The organism is Pedobacter duraquae (assembly GCF_004362245.1).
In the GTDB taxonomy this organism is placed as follows: domain Bacteria; phylum Bacteroidota; class Bacteroidia; order Sphingobacteriales; family Sphingobacteriaceae; genus Pedobacter; species Pedobacter duraquae.
In genome coordinates, this window is the sequence record NZ_SNWM01000003.1 from 574,375 (window position 1) to 593,536 (window position 19,162).

Below are 19,162 nucleotides of genomic sequence, written 5' to 3' on the forward strand. Positions count from 1 at the left end.
ATATTTTGTTTAACCGTTGTCCCTGATTAGTGAAAGCGAAGGGCAACACAATAAGTTTCAAGAATGAACTTAAGTAATTTAAAACCTGCAGCAGGTTCTACTAAAAATAGTAAAAGAATAGGTCGTGGTACCGGTTCTGGTCGTGGTGGTACTTCCACTCGTGGTCATAAAGGTGCTGGATCCCGTTCAGGTCACTCTACCAAGATTGGATTTGAAGGTGGTCAGATGCCATTACAACGTCGCGTACCTAAGGTTGGTTTCAAACCAATCAATCGTGTTGAATATGTAGGTGTAAACCTGGATGTTTTGCAAGAGCTTGCTGAAAAAAACAACTACACTACTATCGATTTTGCTGCCATTCAATTACACGGTTTAGCATCGAAAAATGACCTGGTTAAAATCTTGGGTCGTGGTGAAGTTAAATCTAAAATAGAAGTTAAAGCACATGCTTTTTCTGCTAGCGCACAAAAAGCTATTGAGGCTGTTGGAGGCTCAATCGAAAAATTGTAATTAATGAAGAAGCTGTTTACTACTTTAAGTAATATTTGGAAAATCCAAGAATTGAGAGAGCGTATTGTTTTTACGCTCATCATTCTTTTGGTCTATAGATTTGTATCGCACGTGGTATTACCAGGTGTTGATGCAACTGCATTAGACAATAATGAAAAGTCTGGCCTTTTGGGTCTGATTGATATGTTTGCCGGAGGTTCGTTCTCCCGCGTATCAATTTTGGCTCTGGGTGTTATGCCTTATATTTCTGCATCAATTGTAGTTCAGTTACTTGGTATTGCGGTACCAACCTTCCAGAAAATGCAAAAAGAGGGGGAGAGCGGAAGAAATAAACTGAATCAGATTACACGTTATTTAACGGTAGCAATCACTGCAGTGCAGGCGATTGGTTATGTTAAGACACAGGTACCTGTTGAAGCGATTCTGATTGATAGAACGTTGTTTTACGTTGTATCCACCTTTGTTCTTGCAGCAGGCACATTATTCGTAATGTGGCTTGGTGAAAAGATTACTGATAAAGGTATCGGAAATGGTATTTCATTGATCATCATGGTGGGTATTATCGCCCGCTTGCCGATCGCGTTATACCAAGAGATCAGCTCTCGTTTTGTTGGCGACGGTGGTTTAATTGCATTGGTATTGGAAATTGTTGCTTTGTTTGCTGTTGTGATGTTTACGATCATGATCGTTCAGGGTGTTCGTAAAGTTCCTGTACAGTACGCAAAACGTATTGTTGGTAACAAACAATTTGGTGGTGTAAGACAATACATTCCTTTAAAGGTTAATGCTGCTGGTGTTATGCCGATCATCTTTGCTCAGGCATTGATGTTTATCCCGATGACATTAACTTCATTTTTCCCAACTCTGCAGAATACCTGGTTGATCCAGTTTAGTGATTATACATCTTTGGCTTATAGTCTGACCTTTGCATTTTTAATTATTGCATTTACGTTTTTCTATACAGCAATCACCGTTAATCCTACACAGATGTCGGACGATATGAAAAAGAATGGTGGATTTATTCCAGGCATTAAGCCAGGATTAGCTACTTCATCTTTCATTGACGATGTGATCTCAAAAATCACCTTCCCTGGATCTATCTTTTTAGCGATTATCGCTATCCTACCATCACTTGCTGTGAAATTTGGTTTGAAATCAGAGTTCGCACATTTCTATGGAGGAACGTCCCTGCTGATTCTGGTAGGTGTTGTATTGGATACGCTTCAGCAGATTGAAAGTTATTTATTGATGCGTCATTATGATGGATTGATGAAAACCGGAAGAGTAACCGGTCGTGCGGGAATTCCTGCTACAGCGGCTACTACAGGGAGCAATGCGGTGATTTAAATCAGGCATGTCAAAAATTTTTTACAAATCAGCCGAAGAAATTGAATTGATCAGAGCAAGCTCCATGCTTGTTTCTAAAACCCTGGCAGAAGTTGCGAAAGTAATTGGGCCGGGAATTACAACAAAGTCTTTAAACGATCTGGCAGAGGCGTTCATTAGGGATCACGGAGCAGTTCCGGCCTTTCTTAACTACAACGGCTTTCCTTATTCGCTTTGTATTTCTCCGAATGATCAGGTGGTGCATGGTTTCCCAGGTGATTATGTCATCCAGGAAGGCGACCTGATTTCGGTAGACTGCGGAGTGATTAAAGACAATTTCTTCGGCGATTCTGCCTATACGTTCTCAATAGGCGAGATAGATGCTGAAAGGCAGAAGCTGGTAACGGTTACCCAGCAATGTTTGCAGGCTAGCATTGAAAAAGCGGTGTCAGGATCCAGGATTGGTGATGTTGGCTATGCGATTCAAAAGATTGCTGAGGACAATGGTTTTGGAGTAGTTAGAGAGCTTGTAGGTCACGGAGTAGGTGTACAGCTGCATGAGAAACCAGAAGTGCCAAACTACGGTCAGAGGGGCCGCGGTATCAAATTGGAAGAGGGAATGGTGATTGCCATAGAACCGATGATCAATGCAGGTACAGCGGGTATCAAATTCTGGTCTGATGGATGGACGGTAACGAGTAAAGACAATAAGCCAAGTGCTCATTTTGAGCATACTGTGGCAGTTAAAAAGGGTAAGGCCGACGTTTTATCAACCTTTTCATTAATTGAAGAAGTTTTACTAAAAAAAAGGTAAATAATTAAATTATTTTATTTAATTTTGCAACCCTGTTTAATCGCAGCTAATTAAGTAAAAATCAATATTATATGGCTAAACAAGCCTCAATTGAACAAGACGGTGTGATCAGAGAAGCGTTATCCAATGCAATGTTCAGAGTTGAACTGGAAAACGGGCATGAGATCATTGCACACATTTCAGGTAAAATGCGGATGCACTACATTAAGATTTTACCAGGAGACAAAGTTAAATTAGAGATGTCGCCTTACGATTTATCAAAGGGCAGGATTACTTATAGATATAAATAAAATGAAAGTTAGGTCGTCAATTAAAAAACGCAGCGCTGATTGCAAGATTATTCGTCGTAAAGGTAAACTTTACGTGATTAACAAAAAGAACCCAAAATACAAACAGCGTCAAGGTTAAGAAATTATTGAATTATGATTGGATTGAATGTACAGCTCAATCTGTCGTTTAATCAAATAATCAAACATTTAGTACAAATATGGCAAGGATATCAGGTATTGATTTACCAAGAAACAAAAGAGGCGAAATTGGTCTAACTTATATCTTCGGAGTAGGTAGAGCAACTGCACAACGTATTTTAACGGAAGCAGGTATCGATTTTAGCAAAAAAGTACAGGACTGGTCTGATGATGAGTTATCAGCAATCCGTACCATCATCAACGACAGCATTAAAGTAGAAGGTGCTTTACGTTCAGAAGTTCAGTTGAACATTAAACGTTTAATGGATATCGGTTGCTACCGTGGCTTACGTCATAGAAAAGGCTTACCGGTTCGTGGACAACGTACTAAGAACAACTCCAGAACACGTAAAGGCAAGAGAAAAACAGTTGCTAACAAGAAAAAAGCTACTAAATAACATTAGTATCGAACAATAATTATGGCTAAGACTAAAAAAGTAACAAAAAAGCGTATTGTTGTAATTGAGCCTGTTGGTCAGGCCCACATCAATGCTACTTTTAACAACATCATTGTTACCCTAACAAACAACAACGGGCAAACCATTTCATGGTCGTCTGCAGGTAAAATGGGATTCAAGGGTTCTAAAAAGAACACTCCATATGCAGCAGGTCAGGCAGCGTCTGATTGCGGTAAGGTAGCATTTGATTTAGGATTACGTAAGGTAGAAGTTTTTGTAAAAGGTCCAGGTTCAGGTCGTGAATCAGCAATCAGAACATTGCAGGTTGCCGGAATCGAAGTGACTTCGATCAAAGACATTACACCGCTTCCGCACAACGGATGTCGTCCTCCTAAGAAAAGAAGAGTTTAATTTATTAATTTTTAAAGCTAAGAGTCTGCAGCTACAGGTTGCACGATACTTTAAAACAAAGAACAATGGCAAGATATACAGGACCAAAATCCAGAATCGCGCGTAAATTCAGAGAGCCAATTTTTGGCCCTGACAAGGTATTAGACAGAAAGAACTATCCTCCTGGACAGCATGGTGCTTCCAAAAGAAGAGGAAAGCAATCTGAGTATGCTGTACAGTTAATGGAAAAACAAAAAGTGAAATACACTTATGGTGTATTAGAGCGTCAGTTCCGTAACCTGTTCACAAAAGCACAATCACGTCAAGGTATTACCGGTGATAACTTATTACAATTATTAGAAGCTCGTTTAGATAACACAGTTTATAGATTAGGTATTGCAACTACACGTTCTGCTGCTCGTCAGTTAGTTAGCCATAAACACGTAACAGTGAACGGTGAAGTAGTAAATATTCCTTCATATCAATTAAAAGCTGGTGATGTGATCGCAGTTAGAGAGAAATCAAAAACTTTAGAGGCTATCACAAATTCAGTAGCAGGCAGAGTAATCAATAAATTCAATTGGTTAGACTGGAATGCAGGTGAATTGACAGGTAAGTTCTTAACTTATCCTAATCGTGACGAGATCCCAGAAAATATCAAAGAAAACCTTATAGTAGAGTTATACTCTAAGTAATGAATTGAATTAACTGTCTTAGGGCAGTTAATTTTTTTACGTTACATATTATTAATAACGATCTAAAAACATTATAAATGGCAATTTTAGCATTTCAGAAACCCGATAAGGTAATCATGCAGAAATCAACAGATTTCGATGGCATATTTGAATTTCGTCCTTTAGAGCCCGGTTTCGGTGTAACAATTGGTAATGCCCTAAGAAGAATTTTACTTTCTTCATTAGAGGGTTTTGCCATTACAAGCATCCGTTTCTCTGGAGTTTCTCACGAATTCTCTACCATGAAAGGTGTTGTAGAAGACTTAACTGAAATCATCCTGAACCTGAAACAAGTGCGTTTCAAAAAGGTAGGTGACTCTGGTGATTCTGAAAAAGTTTTCATCATTGTAAATGGTCAGGATCAGTTCACTGCAGGGGACATCACTAAATTCTCTAACAATTTCGAAGTTCTTAATCCGGATTTCGTAATCTGTAATATGGAGAAATCTGTGACTTTAGAGGTTGAATTAACAATCAATAAAGGACGCGGTTATGTTCCAGCAGAAGAGAATAAAGTTAATGATGCTGTTGTTGGTGTAATTGCTATCGATTCGATCTTTACTCCAATGAAGAATGTAAAATACACGATTGAAAATTATCGTGTTGAGCAAAAAACAGATTACGAAAAGTTGATCCTTGACATCTCTACAGATGGTTCAATCCATCCTGAAGAGGCATTGAAGGAAGCTGCCAAAATTTTGATCCAACACTTCATGTTGTTCTCTGATGAGAACCTGGTATTGGAATCGCAAGCCAAAGAAGAGACTAAAGAAGTTGATGAAGAAATCCTGCATATGCGTAAGATCCTTAAAACTGAATTGGTTGACCTTGATCTTTCTGTACGTGCATTAAACTGCCTTAAAGCAGCCGATATCCGTACCTTAGCTGATCTGGTATCTTACGATGTAGCTGATATGTTAAAATTCAGAAACTTTGGTAAAAAATCTTTAACTGAGATTCAGGAACTGGTTAAATCTAAAAGTCTTTCTTTTGGAATGAACCTTTCTAAATTCAAGTTAGACGAAGAATAGTACAACACAAATAACAAATATTGTTAATCGTGTGTAATTCCCTCAGATTAATTTCAACGAGACGGTACACACTGAATAAATTTAAAAATGAGACACGGTAAAAAAGTAAACCACTTAGGAAGAACAGATTCACATCGCAGAGCGATGCTTGCTAACATGGCATCATCACTGATCAAACACAAAAGAATCTCTACTACTTTAGCAAAAGCGAAAGCTTTGCGTATGTATGTTGAGCCTTTGATCACTAAATCTAAAAACGATACTACACACTCACGTCGTATTGTATTTAGCTACCTGCAAGACAAAGAAGTTGTTGCTGAATTGTTCCGTGATGTTGCAGCGAAAGTTGCTAACCGTCCGGGTGGTTATACAAGGATCATCAAGTTGAACAGTCGTTTAGGTGATAATGCTGAGATGGCTTTAATTGAACTTGTTGATTACAACGAAGTTTACGGTAAAGATACTGAGGCTGCTGAGAAGAAAACTACACGTCGTGGTAGAACTAAAGCTAAAAAAGCTGATGCACCTGCTGCTGAGAAAGCTCCTGAAGCTGCAACTGAAGAAGTTGTTGCTGAAGAAAAAGCACCTGAGGCTGCTGCTGAAGATACTACTGAAAAAGAAGCGTAAGCTTTTTAACACTATTCAAAAGGCCCTGTTGAGCAATCATCAGGGCCTTTTGCTTTTTAAAAAATTGTATTTTTGTAATTATATCCATTAATCCATGTCAAAAATCCCTGTGTTTAGCCAGTTTATCAATCAGCTGTCAGAAGCTGTAACAAACAGTGCGTTAATCAAAGTCTCTCTTGGAAATTATAAAGGCACTGAGGCCGGGTTGAAACAGATCCATATCCGCCCTGTTCTGATTAAGCGGACACCAATGTTATCCTTTACTTACCGCTATAAAACAAAGGACATTGTTAAAAACTACAGTCATGAGGAAGCATATGTCCAGGTAGAATCTTTATTTGGACAAGGGTTTCTTATTGCGACGCTTTTTGCACATGGCAGCGATACTATACTTCAGGCGAACAGTGCCGGAGCTTACAGCCTTAGGACAACTAAGCCGACGCTCGCGCCCTTAGCCAGTAGCACACATGACCATACTAAGAACAGACAATTGAAGGCGGTTGGGCAGCACTATCTAACTGCACTCAAGGTTACTGACTCAGCGGGGAATGTGTTCCCGAATGCTCAGGATAAGTTTAAACAAATCAATCAGTATATAGCGCTGTTAAGTCCCATGCTTAAACAACTAAACACCGGTAGGCAATTACAGGTTGCTGATATGGGCTCTGGTAAAGGTTATCTGACGTTTGCATTATATGATTACATGCGGAATGTGCTGAACCAGGATGTAGCTGTTACAGGTGTAGAATTCAGGAAAGATCTTGTGGATTTGTGTAATATAATTGCAAAGGACTCGGATTTTGGACAGCTTTCTTTTGTGGAGGGAAGTATTGTTGATTATTCAGTTCCGGAGATTGACCTGCTTATTGCCTTACATGCTTGTGATACGGCTACCGACGATGCGATAGCTAAAGGTATATATGCTGACGCCAAATTGATTGTGGTTGCGCCGTGCTGCCACAAGCAGATCAGGAAGGAAATGACGAAGAGTAAGGTGAATAATGAACTTGATTTCATGTTGCAGTACGGAGTTTTTCTGGAGCGCCAGGCAGAAATGGCCACAGACGGAATACGCAGTCTGATAATGGAGTATTTTGGCTACAAAACGAAAGTAGTTGAGTTTATTTCAGATCAACATACTCCAAAGAATGTTTTATTGATTGGCGTTAAAAATCAGGCGGGTACGACTGACAAGCTGGCTTTGAAAGAAAAATTAAAAGTTATTAAATCTTACCTTGGAATCGGCTATCATCACCTAGAGCGACTAATGGGCCTTGAGGCATAGAATATGCCAACCTGTCAGAGGTTTGAGTAGTGGATATTTACATTTTAGCAGACTAATTCTGGCATAGAATGCCAATCGTCTGCCAATTTGCAATTGGCACAACCCTTGTTTAGTAGCAAATATCGAATTAGTAAAACATTAAAGAAATAAATAAAATGGGAAAAATTATTGGTATAGACTTAGGAACTACAAACTCTTGCGTAGCCGTAATGGAAGGTAACGAACCTGTAGTTATAGCCAACAGTGAGGGTAAACGTACTACGCCTTCTATCGTTGCATTTGCAGAAAACGGAGAGCGCAAAGTAGGTGAGCCGGCTAAACGTCAGGCGATCACCAACCCTACAAAAACTATCTACTCAATCAAACGCTTTATGGGCAGCAGCTTTGCTGAAGTTAGTAAAGAAGCAGGTAGAGTACCTTACAAAGTTGTTAAAGGTGATAACAACACACCACGTGTTGAAATCGATGACCGCAAATATACTCCTCAGGAGATTTCTGCAATGATCTTGCAGAAAATGAAAAAAACAGCTGAAGACTTTTTGGGTCACGAGGTTACAGAAGCCGTTATTACGGTTCCTGCTTACTTCAATGATGCACAACGTCAGGCTACAAAAGAAGCTGGTGAAATCGCTGGTTTGACTGTTAAACGTATTATCAACGAGCCTACTGCTGCAGCCCTTGCTTACGGCCTTGATAAAGCACACAAAGACATGAAAATTGTTGTGTTTGACTGCGGTGGTGGTACACATGATGTTTCAGTACTTGAATTAGGTGATGGTGTATTTGAAGTAAAATCTACTGACGGTGATACACACCTTGGTGGTGATGACTTTGACCACATTATTATTGAGTGGTTAGCTGCAGAATTTAAATCAGAGAATGGTATGGACCTTAACCAGGATCCAATGGCTTTACAACGTTTAAAAGAAGCTGCTGAGAAAGCTAAAATTGAATTGTCAAGCACAACATCTACAGAAATTAACTTGCCATATATCACAGCTGATGCAACAGGACCTAAACACCTTGTTAGAACATTAAGTCGTGCTAAATTTGAGCAATTGGCAAGCGACCTGATCAAACGTACGATCGATCCTTGTAAATCTGCTTTGAAAAATGCTGGTTTGAAAACTACTGATATTGATGAAATCATTTTGGTAGGTGGTTCAACTCGTATTCCTGCGATTCAGGAAGCTGTTAAAGCATTCTTCGGTAAAGAACCTTCTAAAGGTGTAAACCCTGATGAGGTTGTAGCAATCGGTGCTGCTATCCAAGGTGGTGTATTAACAGGTGAAGTGAAAGACGTATTGTTACTTGATGTAACTCCACTTTCTTTAGGTATCGAAACTATGGGTGGTGTAATGACTAAATTGATTGAGTCTAACACAACTATTCCATCTAAAAAAGCAGAAACTTTCTCTACTGCTGCAGATAATCAACCTTCTGTTGAGATTCACATCTTACAAGGTGAGCGTCCAATGGCAGCTCAGAACAGAACAATCGGACGTTTCATTTTGGATGGTATTCCACCAGCACCACGTGGTGTTCCTCAGGTAGAAGTAGCATTTGATATTGATGCAAACGGTATCCTGCATGTATCTGCTAAAGATAAAGCAACTGGTAAAGAGCAGAAAATCCGTATTGAGGCTTCTTCAGGTTTGACTGACGAAGAAATCAAAAGGATGAAAGAAGAAGCTGAGCAAAATGCTGACGCTGATAAAGCAGCTAAAGAAGAAGCTGAAAAAATCAATGGTGCAGATGCTTTAATCTTCTCTACTGAGAAACAATTGAAAGAATTCGGTGAGAAAATCTCTGCAGATAAAAAAGCGCCTATCGAAGAAGGTTTGAAAAAACTGAAAGATGCGCATGCTGCGAGAAACTTTGCTGATATCGATGCTGCTCAGGAAGAATTGCAAAATGCATGGAATGCTGCTTCAGAAGAAATGTACAAAGCTGGTCAGGACGGCGCGCAACCAGAAGGTGGTGCAGGTCAGCCAGGAGCTGAACAAGCTGGCAACGGTGGCGACAACGTTACAGATGTAGACTTTGAAGAAGTAAAAGACGACAGCAAATAAGCTGCTCAATCTCTAATAAAAAAGGCTCCTGGATTTTCCAGGAGCCTTTTTTGTTTTATAAGGAACTTAATTAGTTCCAAAGATTTTCAGGATAGGTTCCATCTTTAATCAATTGATCGATACTGGCCTGCACAATTGGCTTATCTTCTTTATAGGTTACTCCAAACCACTGGCTGCTTGTAGGCACCACTTTGAAGTCTGCTTTTTCAGATTTAACCAGATATTCTGCTACCAATGGAATGAAAAATTCGGATTTTGGATTTTCCTTGTTGTTCTCCGCAAATTCTTTGAATAATTCCAGGGTGGTATGAAAGATTTCGGGAGTGAAGCCCCAGAAGTTCATTGATACCCGGGTATCAACTGCTAAAGGAAATTTCTGTTCATCTTCCTCGTACACGATTGCATCGCCGTCTTTATACACTTTGGTGCGTTCGTTGATTTCTTCCAGATTACCTGTATTGTCGACCTGACAAACGCCTCTTGATACAGATCCATATTCAGATAGCGTTTTGCCGATCTCGTAGCCAATCATACAGTAGTTGCTTCCGTTAACCTCATTGGTCAGGAAATTTACCATTTTCTGGTAAGCATCTAATCCGTAGAAATCGTCAGCATTGATTACGCAAAACGGTTCTTTGATGATATGTCTGGCTGCCAACACAGCATGGGCAGTTCCCCATGGTTTTGCGCGTTCGATTTCAGTGTCTATACCGAACTGCTTAAGGTCGAAATTTTGAAAGACATAGTCTATTTCAATCTTGCCAGTTAGTTTAGGTTCGAAAATAGATTTAAAACTTTCAAGGAATTCTTCTTTGATGATGAAAACTACTTTACCAAATCCAGCTTGAATCGCATCGTAGATGGAGTAATCAATAATAGTTTCACCATTCGGACCAAATCCGTCAATTTGTTTCATGCTGCCATAGCGACTTGCCATTCCAGCAGCTAATATTAGTAAGGTTGGTTTCATAGTGCTAAAATAGTAAAACCCTTGATATTAGGGATATCAAGGGCTATAAAATGTTTGTTATTTTTTATAAGTGAAGTCGTGATCTTTTTTAATATTCAGCAATACTTCATAAATTAACTTGATCACGTTATCAACATCTTCAGTATGGATCATTTCCACTGTAGTATGCATGTAACGCAGCGGCAATGAAATTAATGCTGAAGGAACACCTCCATTGGAGTAAGCAAATGCATCAGTATCTGTACCTGTAGATCTAGAAGAAGCCTGGCGTTGGAAAGGAATGTCGTTCTTTTCAGCTGTTTCTACCAGGAGCCTGTTTAGGTTAGTCTGTACTGCAGGTGCGTATGAAACCACAGGTCCTTTTCCGCAGGCAAGATCTCCCTGGGTAATCTTATTGATCATTGGCGTGGTGGTATCATGCGTAACATCAGTCACAATGGCTACGTTAGGTTTAATACGGTGTGCAATCATCTCCGCACCGCGTAAACCAATTTCTTCCTGTACAGAATTCACGATATATAAACCGAATGGGAGTTTCTTTTTGTTCTCCTGAAGCAAGCGTGCAACCTCGGCAATCATAAAACCACCTGCGCGGTTATCTAAAGCGCGACCAACATAATATCTGTTGTTAAGGACCATGAATTCATCTTCATAGGTAATTACACAACCAACATGGATACCTAGTTTTTCGACTTCGTCCTTACTGGTACATCCGCAATCCAGGAAGATGTTTTTTAATGCTGGCGCTTCTTCTTTTTCTCCGCTTCTGGTGTGGATGGCTGGCCAGCCGAATACTGCTTTAACCAGGCCGTTATCAGTATGGATATTAACACGTTTAGAGGGGGCAATCTGATGATCAGAGCCTCCATTGCGGATTACATAAATAAGTCCGTCTGAAGTGATATAATTCACGAACCAGGAGATCTCATCAGCATGAGCTTCAATAACTACTTTAAATTCTGCTTTCGGGTTGATTACGCCCACCGCAGTACCATAATTATCAATAAAACTTTCGTCAATGTATGGTTTTAGGTATTCCAACCACATTTTCTGACCAGGATATTCAAATCCTGTCGGGGATGGGTTATTTATGTATGCTTCAAAAAACTGAAGAGACTTTTTAGTAACGACAGAAACATGTTTCTGTTTATTTTCTTTTTTAGCCATTTTATTTTATTAAGTGTAGCAAATATATAAACTCATGATCAAGCAACAACCGCGGTTTATAAGATATACCGCAGCATGACATTTATCAGGCCGGTTGTTTTTTACTGTAAAATTTGTAGATCAGCATATTCAAAATGATGACGCATGCTGTACCCAGACAAAACAAGGGCCATTTTCCAAGATCCCATAAGTAAAGGCCTATGGCAGATCCGCAGGAAGCACCGACAAAACTTACCGACATAAAAACGGTATTGAGTCTGTTTCTGGCCTCTGGCACCAGTGCATAAATCCGGGTTTGATTGGTTACATGGATGGCCTGCTGACCAATGTCGATTAAAATAATACCAACCACAAACAAATAGAGGTGGTTACCGGTAAAATAAAATGTGAGTATGCTCAGTAGCTGAAGAATCAGTCCGATCAATAAATTCTGACGTGGGTTACGACCATCACTTAATCGACCAACTAAAGGTGCTGCAAGGGCTCCTGCGGCTCCTGCAATTCCAAAAAGACCAATCTGTAGCGTTTGTAAATTGAAGGGTGGATTGGCAAGAAAAAGTACCATTGTTGTCCAAAAAGCACTCAATATGGAAAATGCGAGGAAGTTGATTAGTGATGCCTCGCGCAAAACTGGCTGTGTTTTGATGTAGGCCAGCATGGAAGACATGAGCTGACCATAATTTCCGGCAAAAGCAGGCTTGCTGGTAGGAAAGCGTTTTGCCATGAGTAACAGGAGGAGCAGGCATAAGCCGGCAGCGATCTGATACATGGCTCTCCAGCCCCAAAGATAACCTATACTTCCGCTTATTGCACGGGAAGCAAGGATGCCGATCAGTAGGCCACTCATGATTACGCCAATGGTTTGCCCGCGGTTTTCATCGCTGCTTAAGTTTGCAGCCAGGGGTAAAATCAACTGTGGCACAATAGAACTGGCACCGATCAATACACAGGCAATCTGAAGTACAAGAAAAGAATGGGCAAAGCCAGCTATAAGTAGTGCGCAGATGGCCAGTCCGGTAATCACGAGGATCTGTTTTTTGCGCTCGAACATATCTCCCAGTGGGACAAGAAGAAAGAGGCCTAAAGCATAGCCGCCCTGGGTTAAATAGGTAATTCGACCCGCATAACTCTCTGCAATATTAAAATCCTTTGCTATGAGAATAACCAGTGGCTGGCAGTAATAAATGTTCGCGACGATAAGGCCTGTACAAAAGGCCATAAGTAAAATATCTGCTTTGCTTAATTTCATTATAGCGGGATATTCCCGTGTTTTTTTCTGGGGGTGTTAACGACTTTATTTTCCAGCATCTGGAAAGCTTTGATTAATTTTTTTCGTGTTTGAGCGGGCTCTATAACCTCGTCTACAAATCCCCGCTCCGCTGCGCGGTAGGGATTAGCAAATATATCAGCATATAGTTTTTCCTTTTCCAGCCACTTTTGTTCAGGATCTTCAGCTGTACTGATCTCTCTTTTAAAGATAATCTCAGCAGCACCTTTGGCTCCCATTACGGCAATCTCCGCTGTAGGCCAGGCATAGTTCATATCTGCACCAATATGTTTAGAATTCATTACGTCATATGCTCCGCCATATGCCTTCCGGGTAATTACAGTGATCCGCGGTACTGTAGCTTCGCTAAAGGCATATAGTAGCTTGGCGCCATTAGTAATAATGCCATTCCATTCCTGATCTGTTCCCGGGAGAAATCCCGGAACATCTTCAAGCACCAGGAGCGGAATGTTAAAGCAGTCGCAAAAGCGTACAAAACGGGCAGCCTTTGTAGATGCATGATTGTCGAGCACACCTGCCAGATAGGCCGGCTGATTGGCTACCACACCGATACTTCTGCCGGCAAGTCGCGCGAAGCCAACAACGATATTCTCTGCATAAGCCTGGTGAACTTCCAGAAAGCTGGCCTCGTCGGTTATTGCCGCAATTATTGTTCTGACATCGTAGGGCTGATTTGCATTTTCTGGCAGGAGGTCATTCAGCTCAGGTCGGATTTCTTCGGCGGCAGTATAATGAAGATTCGATGGGATTTCTTCGCAATTCTGCGGCATATAGCTAAGCAGTTTTTTGAGGTGGTTTATCGCTTCAATTTCATTGGCACATGCAAAATGGGTAACACCAGATTTTTCTGCATGCGTGGATGCACCACCTAATTCTTCCGATGTCACATTTTCGTGTGTCACTGTTTTGACCACATTGGGTCCTGTAACAAACATGTAAGACGTATTTTCTACCATAAGAATAAAATCTGTGATAGCAGGAGAATATACAGCGCCACCGGCACAAGGGCCCATGATTGCGGAGAGTTGCGGGATCACTCCCGATGCCTGCACATTTTTATAGAAAATATCAGCATAGCCGCCTAAAGAAACTACACCTTCCTGAATCCTGGCACCGCCACTATCGTTCAATCCAATGAGGGGGGCGCCATTTTTCATCGCCATGTCCATGATCTTACAGATTTTCTCGGCATGTGTTTCAGACAGCGATCCGCCGAAAACGGTGAAGTCCTGAGAAAAAACATAGGTCAAACGGCCATTGATCTGGCCGTAGCCGCTTACTACGCCATCACCATAGTATTTCTCTTTTTCCATGCCGAAATCTGTGCTCCTATGCGTAACCAGCATTCCTATTTCTTCAAAGGTGCCTTCATCCATTAAAAAATGCAAGCGTTCTCGTGCAGTAAGTTTTCCTTTTTTATGTTGACTTTCCACTCTGGCAGGTCCGCCAGCAGCATTTGCCTGAGCGATTTTATCCTTTAGCAGTTCTATTTTGGTTTTCATTATCTCTATAGCTAACCATGCTAAAATACAGTTATTGGCTTCCTTTAAAAAGTTATTAGAAAATTTTTACTTTTTTTTTCTTGATTACCAGATCAGGGAGCTATTTTTGAATCAGTATAAATAACGTATGTCTTTAAGAAAGTACAGATTACTTATCGTATTATCCTTTCTGAGCATCTTTAGTGCGAAGATGATCATATCCTTGTCGCCTTGTTTTTCGGCGCATATGGATAAAGACGTCGTAAATTCTGTGATCATGCAGATCGAGCTTGAACATGGAGCTGATGGGGATAGCGGTAAGATTTTGAAATACGTTGATTATAAAATCATCGATTTTCAATATTCGTGCACCTATATTCCTGTGATCTACCATTTCGGAATCAGCAGTAGTTTCTTAGACCACAACAAGAGGTATGTAAACCCATACCATCCTTCAGTTCCAACACCGCCTCCTAATCTGGTGTAAAATTTCTTAGCAGGCCTTTTTGAGGCCGCAATTATTACGTGTAGTTTATTTTAAGCGCTGATTGCGACTGGCAGGGATGCCGGTAGTTTTTTGGCGTCAAGCGATCAGAAATTATGGAAAAAGGGAACTCAGTCTTTTCGGGACTTGATGTGAAAAAATATATTTTAAAAAAGAATTTAAAACGGGATCTTCCGTCGAGTATAGTCGTTTTTTTGGTGGCCTTACCACTTTGTCTGGGGATTGCGCTGGCCTCGGGGGCACCATTGTTTGCCGGACTTGTTTCCGGTATCATCGGTGGTATTGTTGTTGCCGCAGTAAGCGGGTCTCAGCTCAGCGTTAGTGGGCCAGCAGCAGGTTTGACAGTGATTGTTCTTGGAGCGATAGCTCATCTCGGGAGCTATCAGGCATTTCTGCTGGCGGTTGTATTAGCTGGAGTGATACAGGTTATCCTGGGTCTGTTAAAAGCAGGGACTATAGGGAGTTATTTTCCTTCCAGTGTAATCGAAGGTATGCTGGCAGCTATCGGTCTGATCTTAATTCTTAAACAGCTACCCCATGCGTTGGGAGTTGATTCAGATTTCCTGGGTGATGAAAGTTTTTTTCAGAAGGATCATGAAAATACATTCTCGGCAATTAACAGTGCGTTGAGCCATTTTACCCTGGCGGCTATCGTGATTAGTATGCTTTCTATCGCTGTATTGATCGTGTGGCCTAAAGTAAAAGCACTGAGCAGCGTTCCTGCGCCGCTAGTTGTTGTAGTGATTGGAATAGTATTGAGTTGGTTATTTAAATCAACGAACTTCGCATTGGATCCTAAACAGATGGTAACCATTCCTATAGTTAGCGGATGGGCTGAGTTCACAGGTCTTTTCAATATGCCTGATTTTTCCGTAATCAAAAACAAAGAGGTTTGGGTAGTTGCAGGTACGATCGCTATCGTGGCCAGCTTGGAAACCTTATTGAGTATTGAAGCGATTGATAAGATAGACCCTATAAAAAGAGTGTCTCCAACCAACAGGGAGCTTGTAGCCCAGGGTATCGGTAATATCACAAGTGGAATGCTTGGTGGGTTGCCAATGACATCAGTAATTGTCAGAAGTTCTGCAAATGCCGGAGCAGGAGCGCGGACTAAAATGTCGGCTGTTTTTCACGGCTGCTGGTTGTTGCTTTCCCTGCTATTTATCCCTGGTTTGATCAATATGATCCCCTTAGCATGCTTGGCGGCAATATTATTGGTAACTGGTTATAAACTAACGCGTATTGCTTTATTTAAACATATGTATCATAAGGGATGGGATCAGTTTGTTCCTTTTGTAGTTACCATTGTTGCGGTATTGTTTACCGATTTGCTCAAGGGTGTTGCTGTAGGTATGCTTGTTTCTATTTTCTACATGTTACGTACCAATATGAGAAATCCTTTTTTCTATAGGATTACCGAAGAGGGTAATAAGAAGAATTTAAGGATTACACTTGCAGAAGAGGTATCCTTTCTCAATAAAGCAGCTATTCAGGTAGTTTTAACAAATATTCCAACTGAGACTAACGTGATCATAGACGGCTCCAATGCCCGTTATATTGATCCGGACGTTTTAGAAACAATTTTTAATTTTAAGCATAATGCTTATACAAAAGGTGTTATCGTTACCTTAGAGCAGATCAAAGATCGCTACATCGTACCGAAATTGAACACCAAAATAATCGAAGATAAAATCAATAACTAAAATTATTATGTGCGCTAAATTACAACAGACGGAAAGTCAAAATATAACATACGAGGGATTACTCCAGGGAAATAAAGACTGGGTAGCTGCAACGCTTGCAGAGGATGCGCAGTATTTTGATCGCCTTGCCGCGGGGCAGAAACCACCAATTTTATGGATAGGCTGCTCAGATAGTCGCGTACCCGCCAATCAGATTACCAATACCAACCCAGGTGATATCTTTGTTCACCGCAATATTGCCAATGTTGTTGTGCATACAGATATGAATATGCTGAGTGTGCTTGATTATGCCGTTAACGTGCTAGAGGTTGAGCATGTAATTGTATGTGGTCATTACGGTTGTGGTGGAGTAGAAGCTGCGTTAGGTAATAAACAATATGGCATTATAGATAATTGGCTCAGAAACATCAAAGATACATACCGCTTGCATTACCATGAGCTCGATATGATCTCTGATCAAAAAAAACGAGCTGAGCGTCTGGTAGAGCTTAACGTAGTTGAAGGTGTATTTAACCTGACTAAAACTTCTATAGTGCAGAATCGTTGGAGCAACGGCAAGAAGCTTTCTCTACATGGATGGGTTTACAGCCTTAAATCAGGAATTATTAAAGATCTTGAAGTAAGTTGCGAGTCTAATGATCACCTGTCTACGGTGTTTAAGGTAACGGCACTTCCTAAAGACTAATACCTCGTCGATATTGCATAAAAAAAGCTCCCGGAATTCCGGGAGCTTTTTTTATGCTTATTAATCTTCAGCCAAAAAAGGATAGCGGTAATCCTTTGGTGGATCAAATGTTTCTTTGATTGTTCGTGGAGACACCCAGCGTAGCAAGTTAATCATAGAGCCAGCTTTGTCATTAGTACCAGACCCTCTGGCACCACCAAATGGCTGCTGACCAACAACTGCACCGGTACATTTATCATTGATATAAAAGTTACCGGCAGCATTACGTAGTGCATGTGTAGCTTGCTCAATTGCATAACGATCCTGAGCAATCACGGCACCGGTTAATGCGTAGATAGAAGTTCCATCGATCGTTTCCAATACTTCGGCATAAGCCTCGTCATTATATACATAGATAGTTAATACCGGGCCAAAAAGCTCTTCGCACATCGTTGTGTATTTTGGATCCTGAACCACTAAAACTGTCGGTTCAATAAAGTATCCTTTACTGTTGTCATAGTTACCACCAGCTATAATCTCTACACTGCTGTCAGCCTTAGCAGCATCAATATATTTAGCCAGTTTGTTAAACGAGTTGGCATCAATTACAGCGTTGATGAAATTGCCGAAATCTTCAGTGCCACCCATTTTGAAAGTGGCCAGGTCGCGGATCATAAATTCTTTAATGGCAGGCCACACGCTTTTGGCAATGTAGACGCGTGAAGCGGCGGAGCATTTCTGGCCCTGATATTCAAATGAGCCTCTTAAGATGGCAGTACTTGATACTTCAGGATCTGCAGATCCATGAACAAGAATAAAATCTTTACCACCAGTCTCACCTACAATACGAGGGTAAGTTTTGAATTTATGGATGTTATTTCCAATTGTTTTCCAGATATCCTGGAAAACGCCTGTAGATCCTGTAAAGTGAATACCTGCGAAGTCAGGGTGGTTAAAAATAACTTCACCCGCATCAGGTCCTGATACATATACCAGGTTAATTACACCATCAGGCAGACCAGCTTCCTTAAAGATCTGCATCAATACATTGGCAGCAAATATTTGTGTGTTTGCTGGTTTCCAAACCACAACGTTACCCATTAGTGCTACTGACGTAGGCAGATTACCTGCGATAGCTGTAAAGTTAAAAGGTGTTAATGCAAACACGAATCCTTCTAAAGGACGTTGTTCAACTCTATTCCAGGCACCTTTTGGAGAAACTGGAGGTTGTTGTTTATAGATGTCAGACATATAGCTGACGTTGAAACGCAGGAAATCGATTAGCTCACAAGCGGAATCAATTTCTGCCTGGTAGGCGTTTTTTGATTGGCCAAGCATGGTTGCTGCATTCAATTTATATCTGTACGGTCCTGCAATCAGGTCGGCAGCTTTCAAAAATATAGCTGCACGGTGTTCCCAGGCGAGGTTTTCCCAATTTGCTTTCGCCGCCAATGCAGCATCAATAGCTGACTGTACATGGCTTTTATCACCTTTACTATACTGGCCTAACACATGCTGATGATCATGTGGAGGTGTTACTTTTCCTTTATCTGCTGTATGTACTTCTTTTCCTCCAATATACATTGGAATATCAATTTGTTTAGAACGCGCATCAGCTATAGCAGCCTTGAGCAGTTCACGTTCTTTACTTCCGGGAGCATACCCTAAAATAGGCTCATTTACCGGTACTGGTACGTTAAAAAATCCTTTAAGCATGGTAATTCTTATTG

General features: G+C 40.8%; 20 protein-coding genes. 15 read left to right on the top strand and 5 right to left on the bottom strand.

Going from position 1 to position 19,162, the window contains the following annotated elements; genetic code table 11:
- Nucleotides 1-63: 63 nt before the first annotated feature.
- The 12 genes from rplO to dnaK all read left to right on the top strand — a co-directional run bounded on the left by rplO (nt 64) and on the right by dnaK (nt 9,654).
- Entirely contained in the window at nt 64-510 is a 447-nt protein-coding gene (gene rplO / locus CLV32_RS14010; RefSeq protein ID WP_133556548.1) for a 50S ribosomal protein L15, read from the top strand.
- A 3-nt stretch (nt 511-513) separates the two neighbouring features.
- Nucleotides 514-1,857, top strand: a complete 1,344-nt coding sequence (gene secY, locus CLV32_RS14015; protein WP_133556550.1) for a preprotein translocase subunit SecY — start codon at nt 514-516, stop codon at nt 1,855-1,857.
- 7 nt (nt 1,858-1,864) lie between these two features.
- A complete protein-coding gene (gene map, locus CLV32_RS14020; protein ID WP_133556552.1) occupies nt 1,865-2,650 on the top strand; it encodes a type I methionyl aminopeptidase in 786 nt (261 codons plus the stop codon).
- A 71-nt stretch (nt 2,651-2,721) separates the two neighbouring features.
- Complete coding sequence (gene infA, locus CLV32_RS14025) at nt 2,722-2,940, top strand: translation initiation factor IF-1 (protein ID WP_008244555.1); 219 nt, start codon at nt 2,722-2,724, stop codon at nt 2,938-2,940.
- Between the two features lies 1 nt (nt 2,941).
- On the top strand, nt 2,942-3,058 hold the full coding sequence (gene rpmJ / locus CLV32_RS14030; RefSeq protein ID WP_010599887.1) for a 50S ribosomal protein L36: 117 nt from the start codon (nt 2,942-2,944) through the stop codon (nt 3,056-3,058).
- A 79-nt stretch (nt 3,059-3,137) separates the two neighbouring features.
- Nucleotides 3,138-3,515 (top strand): 30S ribosomal protein S13, encoded by a 378-nt coding sequence (gene rpsM / locus CLV32_RS14035; RefSeq protein ID WP_133556554.1) that lies wholly within the window; start codon nt 3,138-3,140, stop codon nt 3,513-3,515.
- A gap of 21 nt (nt 3,516-3,536) precedes the next feature.
- Entirely contained in the window at nt 3,537-3,926 is a 390-nt protein-coding gene (gene rpsK, locus CLV32_RS14040; RefSeq protein ID WP_133556556.1) for a 30S ribosomal protein S11, read from the top strand.
- A gap of 65 nt (nt 3,927-3,991) precedes the next feature.
- Entirely contained in the window at nt 3,992-4,600 is a 609-nt protein-coding gene (gene rpsD / locus CLV32_RS14045) for a 30S ribosomal protein S4 (protein ID WP_133556558.1), read from the top strand.
- A 77-nt stretch (nt 4,601-4,677) separates the two neighbouring features.
- Complete coding sequence (locus tag CLV32_RS14050; protein ID WP_133556560.1) at nt 4,678-5,670, top strand: DNA-directed RNA polymerase subunit alpha; 993 nt, start codon at nt 4,678-4,680, stop codon at nt 5,668-5,670.
- A gap of 87 nt (nt 5,671-5,757) precedes the next feature.
- Nucleotides 5,758-6,297 (top strand): 50S ribosomal protein L17, encoded by a 540-nt coding sequence (rplQ, locus tag CLV32_RS14055; RefSeq protein WP_133556562.1) that lies wholly within the window; start codon nt 5,758-5,760, stop codon nt 6,295-6,297.
- 94 nt (nt 6,298-6,391) lie between these two features.
- The gene (locus CLV32_RS14060; RefSeq protein ID WP_133556564.1) at nt 6,392-7,582 is read left to right on the top strand and encodes a class I SAM-dependent methyltransferase; all 1,191 of its coding nucleotides are present in this window, start codon (nt 6,392-6,394) and stop codon (nt 7,580-7,582) included.
- Nucleotides 7,583-7,737: 155 nt separating this feature from the next.
- The gene (dnaK, locus tag CLV32_RS14065) at nt 7,738-9,654 is read left to right on the top strand and encodes a molecular chaperone DnaK (RefSeq protein ID WP_133556566.1); all 1,917 of its coding nucleotides are present in this window, start codon (nt 7,738-7,740) and stop codon (nt 9,652-9,654) included.
- A gap of 70 nt (nt 9,655-9,724) precedes the next feature.
- Here dnaK and CLV32_RS14070 read toward each other — a convergent pair whose 3' ends face one another.
- The 4 genes from CLV32_RS14070 to CLV32_RS14085 form a co-directional block, all read right to left on the bottom strand.
- A complete protein-coding gene (locus CLV32_RS14070) occupies nt 9,725-10,624 on the bottom strand; it encodes a nucleotidyltransferase family protein (RefSeq protein ID WP_133556568.1) in 900 nt (299 codons plus the stop codon).
- A gap of 57 nt (nt 10,625-10,681) precedes the next feature.
- Complete coding sequence (locus CLV32_RS14075) at nt 10,682-11,791, bottom strand: M42 family metallopeptidase (protein WP_133556570.1); 1,110 nt, start codon at nt 11,789-11,791, stop codon at nt 10,682-10,684.
- Nucleotides 11,792-11,876: 85 nt separating this feature from the next.
- Complete coding sequence (locus tag CLV32_RS14080) at nt 11,877-13,040, bottom strand: MFS transporter (protein WP_133556572.1); 1,164 nt, start codon at nt 13,038-13,040, stop codon at nt 11,877-11,879.
- Complete coding sequence (locus tag CLV32_RS14085; protein ID WP_133556574.1) at nt 13,040-14,581, bottom strand: acyl-CoA carboxylase subunit beta; 1,542 nt, start codon at nt 14,579-14,581, stop codon at nt 13,040-13,042. Before CLV32_RS14085 ends, CLV32_RS14080 begins: the two co-directional genes overlap by 1 nt.
- A 127-nt stretch (nt 14,582-14,708) precedes the next feature.
- Between CLV32_RS14085 and CLV32_RS14090 the strand changes: the two genes are divergently transcribed.
- The 3 genes from CLV32_RS14090 (at nt 14,709) to can (ending at nt 17,453) form a co-directional block, all read left to right on the top strand.
- Nucleotides 14,709-15,047 (top strand): hypothetical protein, encoded by a 339-nt coding sequence (locus CLV32_RS14090; protein WP_133556576.1) that lies wholly within the window; start codon nt 14,709-14,711, stop codon nt 15,045-15,047.
- Between the two features lie 113 nt (nt 15,048-15,160).
- Nucleotides 15,161-16,768 (top strand): SulP family inorganic anion transporter, encoded by a 1,608-nt coding sequence (locus CLV32_RS14095; protein WP_133556578.1) that lies wholly within the window; start codon nt 15,161-15,163, stop codon nt 16,766-16,768.
- Between the two features lie 7 nt (nt 16,769-16,775).
- Nucleotides 16,776-17,453 carry a carbonate dehydratase gene (can, locus tag CLV32_RS14100; protein WP_133556580.1) on the top strand — a complete coding sequence of 226 codons (678 nt, stop codon included), beginning with the start codon at nt 16,776-16,778 and terminating at the stop codon, nt 17,451-17,453.
- A gap of 60 nt (nt 17,454-17,513) precedes the next feature.
- On the opposite strand, the gene pruA is transcribed toward can, so the two are convergent.
- Entirely contained in the window at nt 17,514-19,148 is a 1,635-nt protein-coding gene (pruA, locus tag CLV32_RS14105; protein ID WP_133556583.1) for an L-glutamate gamma-semialdehyde dehydrogenase, read from the bottom strand.
- Between the last annotated feature and the right edge of the window lie 14 nt (nt 19,149-19,162).